A 5,352-nucleotide genomic window follows, 5' to 3' on the forward strand; every position below is an offset into this window, starting at 1 on the left:
TTTTGAATAAAAACCAATTTAAAATTCGCCCTAGAAGGGCGAATTTTAAATTGGTTTTTATTCAAAAAATATATTATCATATTCTTATTTAAGAAGCCAGTTTATGAAAGCTAGATTTAAGTATCGTATTTATCCAACACCGGGACAAAAAACCAGATTAGCAAAGCTATTTGGTTGTGTTTGCTGACGCAACACTTCGTGAACGTGTTGTTTGGAACGATAGTCTAGCTTCCTGCCAAGAAAAGTATAAATTAGGAGAAAAGAAACCTAACTTATCTCAACTACAAAAACAGTTTATCACTCAATCGAAAAATACTGAAAATAGAGAGTGGTTATCAGAAGTTTCTGCTATACCATTGCAGCAATCTTTAAATGATTTAAACCAGGCTTATCAAAACTTTTTTAAATCGACTAAAGGCCAGAGAAAAGGTAGACCTATTAAACCTCCAGATTGCTTCGTTCCTCGCAACGCTCCGCGATTTAAAAGTAGAAAGTCAAAGCAAACTGCTAGGTTTACATGCATGAGGGTTTAAAGTTGGTCAACATAAAGTTCCTAGCAACGCTAAGATTGGAAAGCTGAAAATAGTTTCGCCCGTGAGAGTTAACTGCTGCTCCATCATCAGTAACAGTAATCAAAGATTCTGCTAATAGATATTTCTTGAGTTTTGTAGTAGAAATACAACCAGAAATCTTACCTGAAACTGATAATTCAGTAGGTATAGATTTAGGCATTTCTACCTTTGCTACATTTAGCGACGGTACAAAGGTTGATGCTCCTAAACCACTCAAAAAACGAATTAAGAAGTTAAGAAAGTTAAGTAAGTCATTATCTCATAAAACTAAGGGGTCTAAAAGGTATGAAAAAGCGAGACTAAGAGTTGCTAAGTTTCATGTCAAACTTAAAGATACACTCGTCAGATTTTCTACATAAATTATCTACTAAAATAATTCGTGAAAACCAAACAGTTGTTTTAGAAGATTTGTTTGCGAAGCATCTCCGTTGGAAACGTTTCTGGTATGGTAAAAAACCGTAAATTATCCAGAGCTATATCTGATTTAGGTTGGAGACAATTCCGGACATTCCTAGAAGGAAAAGCAGAAAAATATGGTCGTGAGTTCAGAGTAATTAGTCGCCCTTGAACCTACAACTCAAATTTGCTCAAGTTGTGGCTTTAAAGGTGGCAAGTTAGACCTTCAGGTGCGAGAGTGGGAGTGTCTCAACTGTGGCAGTAAGCACGATAGAGACGAAAACGCAGCGATAAATATATTAGTCGCTCCTTGGGCATTCGGAGATGAAAAACGGACGTGGAGGCAAGCGTCAGACTAGCGTCAAGGTAGCAGCAGCCAGTGTTAGCGGAGCTTTGCGCCAGCAAAACGTCAACCCGCCAAGGAGTTACGGCTCGGTAGGAATCCCCGTGCCTTTAGGCCGGGGAGGATGTCAACTGCAAATCTTCCTATCCCAGTAGATGATGGAGCTTGTAATCACCTACAAGGTTTGTTTTTACCATCGCTTACTTTAGCTTCAACCCATATATAGATATGTAGATTTATCTGAAATTTCAGGTTACGTCTACTCCCCTACTCCCAACTATACTAACTATTCAAGCGGATTCTATATTAGGGCTAAAGCCCAACTACAAACATAATATTAGACACTATAGTTACCTCAATTTACTGCTGATTTTTTCAAATTTCAAAAAAGCTCTAAAAAATTCCCAACAGTCTGATTAAACTTTTCCGGTTCCACCAAAAATACCCAATGATTTCCTGGAACTTTTTCCATTTTTAAATTCCTTAAATATTTCTGGTAAGGCTGAATTTGCAACTCACTTCTATTCACACCTTTTTCTGGTTGAATAAATAAGGTCGGCACATCAATATATTCTGTTAAACCAGGAACTCGCATCACTTCTTCAAAAATTTCATTCCTTGCAGGTACAACAAATTTACTTCCCCACTTACCATCAGCTTTTTCCTCCATACTTTCCTGAAAAACCATCTCTTGAAATTTGCTCCAACCAGCATATTTTCCTAACTGCTTTGCTTGAGTTTCTGCTTCGGTGAAACTATCAAACGGACCCATACCTTTTAAGGTTTCTAAAGTCCGATAAAGAATAGGAAAAGTAACTTTAATTAATCCTGGCATTTTGCCGATAAAAACTGGGTCTACCAAAATCATACTTTTAAATATTTCTGAATTTTGTCTTGCCCAAATACAAGCTAATTTTCCCGTCCAAGAATGACCTAAAATATGAGCAGAAGACCAGTTTAAATGCTCCATAAGCGCCTCTAAATCAGTAATTGTTTTCTCAAAAGTATACCCATTTTCTGGTTTTCCACTTTCTCCATGACCGCGCATATCTGGTGCAACAATATGATATTTATCCGCTAAATACTCTCCTAAACTTGACCAAACTAAAGCCAAATCTGCTAAACCATGTAATAGCAAAAGTGGCTGTTTTTTATCTTGATTTTCCTCTGACTGCCACTCCAAGTAAGAAAGTTGAATCTCAGGTAAATTTACAGTTTTGCGAGTATAAAGCATAATTAAATATGATGATTGAATATTTGGCAATTAAATATTATCACAAGTAGCGTTGATAAAATTTGGTTAGCAAAATTAATTGCTAGAGGCAAAAAACCATTTTTCTCTACAACTCATTGATAAATAAATTGATGTATCATATTGCTTTTGAGAATTAGTGTTAGTACGATTAATTCAACAATTAATAATTAATCATTACCTTTTCTTAAAATCATCAGAGTTGACTGTAAATCGAGATAGACCAGTTAATAAATTTCATAATTCTGTGCCACTTCACATAAAATAAACAAGTAACTCACCCACAAAATCTTTTCATTTTCTGAAGCTCAAAAAAAGTCGGCGGCGAATCAAACAAAGAGCTTGCATCCCCAAAAAAATTTTGATAGTATAATGTTAGTGGGTTAAACTCGCCCGTACACATGATGTTTTATTCAACATAGAATAGACAGGCGATCACCAATCCCTACAAAAACTACCCCAGGGATTAAAAAAGAATCATTTTCTGAAGCACCAAAGCAAAAAATCCCACGCCGAATCAAACAAAGAGCTTGCATCCCCAAAAAAATTTTGATAGTATAATGTTAGTGGATGGAACTCGCCCGTACACATGATGTTTTATTCAACACAGAATAGACAGGCGATCGCCAATGCCTACAAAAGCTACCCCAGGGATTAAAGCAATCATTTTCTGAAGCATCAGAGCAAAAAATCCCACGCCGAATCAAAAAAGAGCTTGCATTCCCAAAAAAATTTTGATAGTATAATGTTAGTGGATGGAACTCGCCCGTACACATGATGTTTTATTCAACATAAAAAACCCTAAAATGAAAGAAATTAATATTTATCAAAATAATTGGGTCTAAAACCCCGCCGGGAAATGGCGAAATATTTTTGGAGCCTTGCTCAAATCTCCTGGCTCCCCTCCTGGGAGGGGCGGGGGTGGGTTGGGGAGGGGGAGGGGCGAGGGGTGGGTTAACTTCTGACTTCGTTAATAACCCTACAATTTCAAACATCAGAAAAAAACGATATTCAACCATGAATAATTCCGAACAAACCTCTTGGAATAACGTCCGCGAAACCTTCCGAAAAATCTGGGGATACGATGATTTTCGATCGCCACAAGGAGAAATAATTAGTTGCTTATTAAAAGGAAAAGATGCCTTAATAATCATGCCAACTGGAGGAGGAAAATCAATCTGTTTTCAACTACCAGCTCTACTAAAAACAGGCTTAACTTTAGTAATATCTCCCTTAGTTGCACTGATGGAAAATCAAGTTCAAGAATTGCGCGATCGCTCACTTCCCGCCTCTCTTCTGGATAGTCAAATTCCAAATTCCCAAAAACAAAAAACCCTCCAAGCATTACAACAAAATAAACTAAGATTACTCTATCTTTCCCCAGAAACATTATTTAATAAAAAAGTTTGGAACTTACTCTGCCAACCCCAGATAAAAATCAACGGTTTAATATTAGATGAAGCTCATTGTCTAGTACAGTGGGGAGAAACTTTTCGTCCTGCTTATCGCCGTTTAGGAGCAGTACGTTCAGCACTAATAAAATCTAAAACTCCAAGTACTAATATTGCTATTGCCGCCTTTACCGCCACTGCCGACCCCCAAGCCCAAAATATTATTAAAAAAACTTTACAACTACAAAACCCACAACCATTTCTACTTAGCCCCTATCGAAATAACTTATATTTAAAAATTAAAAAAATTTATACTCCCAGAAGTCGCCGTCAACAGTTATTTAAGTTTATTAAAGCTAGAGAAAAACAGGCAGGTTTAATTTACGTTAGAACTAGAAAAGACAGTGAAAATTTAGTAGAAATATTACGAAAAAAAGATTATCAAACTACAGCTTATCACGCAGGTTTAAGCGCTGAAGAAAGACGAAATATAGAGAAAGCTTGGATAGGTGGAGAAATAAATTTTGTGGTCTGTACTTCTGCCTTTGGTATGGGAATAAATAAACCAGATGTACGGTGGGTGATACATTTTCAAGCACCATCACTGTTGTCTGAATATATTCAAGAAGTCGGTAGAGGTGGTAGAGATGGGAAACCTGCTGAAGCTTTAACATTAGTCAGCGAACCTACTGGTTGGTTAGACTCAGAGGATAAGCAAAGACAAAAATTTTTAGTGGATAAGTTGCGATCGCAATATCAAACAGCCCAAAAATTAATCAAGCAACTGCCAACTACAGGAAATATTAATGCTGTAACAGATGAATTTCCTGATGCAGCGATCGCCCTATCTATACTACACTCTTCCGGAAAACTGAGATGGCGCGATCCCTTTAACTATATTATGAATAAGTCTGCTACTGGCAAAACAGCATCCTTAGATTACAATTCCGGTATTCAGGAAATTAATCAATATTTCACTACAAGCAAATGTCGATGGCAGTTTTTACTACAAGCATTTGGCTTTTCTAAGGAAGCTCAAAATATGCGTTGTGGTCACTGCGATAACTGTATTCGGAGAGGAAGAGGAAAAATACTCAACAATTGATAATTAGGGTTTGCTGATTAAATATCAAAGCATTGACTGATATTGGTTTTAGCATTTTTTGGTCTAAAAAAGTGCGCCTGTTTTCGGCTCAAAAAACTCAAAAAGCTAGTATTTTGAGACGATTATGGCAGAACAATCTTGGGACAATTTTTTCCGATACCTCCTCTATAATTCCCCGTTCCTCCTGTCTTCCCCTCCCCTCCTGGGAGGGGCGAGGGGTGGGTTGTCTCCTGTCTCCTACCCCTACTAAAAGACTTTTGAGTGCAAACCCTAATTAATAATTACCTCAGCCA

At 37.1% G+C, this 5,352-nt stretch carries 8 protein-coding genes; 7 read left to right on the plus strand and 1 reads right to left on the minus strand.

Translation table 11 applies throughout. The annotated features are described in order from the left end of the window. Positions 1–103: 103 nt before the first annotated feature. From F6K54_RS39670 to F6K54_RS39695, 6 genes are all read left to right on the plus strand, one after another. Complete coding sequence (locus F6K54_RS39670; RefSeq protein WP_293089808.1) at positions 104–187, plus strand: helix-turn-helix domain-containing protein; 84 nt, start codon at positions 104–106, stop codon at positions 185–187. Further along, a complete protein-coding gene (locus F6K54_RS39675; RefSeq protein ID WP_293089796.1) occupies positions 171–533 on the plus strand; it encodes a hypothetical protein in 363 nt (120 codons plus the stop codon). The genes F6K54_RS39670 and F6K54_RS39675 overlap by 17 nt, the downstream gene beginning before the upstream one ends. A 125-nt stretch (positions 534–658) precedes the next feature. Further along, positions 659–931, plus strand: coding sequence for a transposase (locus F6K54_RS39680; RefSeq protein WP_293089798.1), 273 nt, complete (start codon positions 659–661; stop codon positions 929–931). A gap of 86 nt (positions 932–1,017) precedes the next feature. Then, positions 1,018–1,140: a hypothetical protein gene (locus tag F6K54_RS39685; protein ID WP_293089800.1), complete on the plus strand. Its 123-nt coding sequence runs from the start codon at positions 1,018–1,020 to the stop codon at positions 1,138–1,140. 58 nt (positions 1,141–1,198) lie between these two features. Further along, on the plus strand, positions 1,199–1,327 hold the full coding sequence (locus F6K54_RS39690; protein ID WP_293089802.1) for a zinc ribbon domain-containing protein: 129 nt from the start codon (positions 1,199–1,201) through the stop codon (positions 1,325–1,327). After that, positions 1,293–1,466 (plus strand): hypothetical protein, encoded by a 174-nt coding sequence (locus tag F6K54_RS39695; protein ID WP_293089810.1) that lies wholly within the window; start codon positions 1,293–1,295, stop codon positions 1,464–1,466. Before F6K54_RS39690 ends, F6K54_RS39695 begins: the two co-directional genes overlap by 35 nt. A 227-nt stretch (positions 1,467–1,693) precedes the next feature. Here F6K54_RS39695 and F6K54_RS39700 read toward each other — a convergent pair whose 3' ends face one another. Further along, entirely contained in the window at positions 1,694–2,545 is an 852-nt protein-coding gene (locus tag F6K54_RS39700; RefSeq protein WP_293089804.1) for an alpha/beta fold hydrolase, read from the minus strand. 1,035 nt (positions 2,546–3,580) lie between these two features. Here F6K54_RS39700 and F6K54_RS39705 point away from each other — a divergent pair. Next, entirely contained in the window at positions 3,581–5,059 is a 1,479-nt protein-coding gene (locus F6K54_RS39705; RefSeq protein ID WP_293089806.1) for an ATP-dependent DNA helicase RecQ, read from the plus strand. The last annotated feature ends 293 nt before the right edge of the window (positions 5,060–5,352 follow it).

Origin of the sequence: Okeania sp. SIO3B5 (genome assembly GCF_010692555.1) — a bacterium.
Classification (GTDB): Bacteria; Cyanobacteriota; Cyanobacteriia; order Cyanobacteriales; family Microcoleaceae; genus Okeania.

Coding starts and splice junctions, on each gene's coding strand:
- F6K54_RS39670 (WP_293089808.1), top strand. CDS start 104: ATGAAAGCTAGATTTAAGTATCGTATTTATCCAACACCGGGACAAAAA.
- F6K54_RS39685 (WP_293089800.1), top strand. CDS start 1,018: ATGGTAAAAAACCGTAAATTATCCAGAGCTATATCTGATTTAGGTTGG.
- F6K54_RS39695 (WP_293089810.1), top strand. CDS start 1,293: ATGAAAAACGGACGTGGAGGCAAGCGTCAGACTAGCGTCAAGGTAGCA.
- F6K54_RS39700 (WP_293089804.1), bottom strand. CDS start 2,545: ATGCTTTATACTCGCAAAACTGTAAATTTACCTGAGATTCAACTTTCT.
- F6K54_RS39705 (WP_293089806.1), top strand. CDS start 3,581: ATGAATAATTCCGAACAAACCTCTTGGAATAACGTCCGCGAAACCTTC.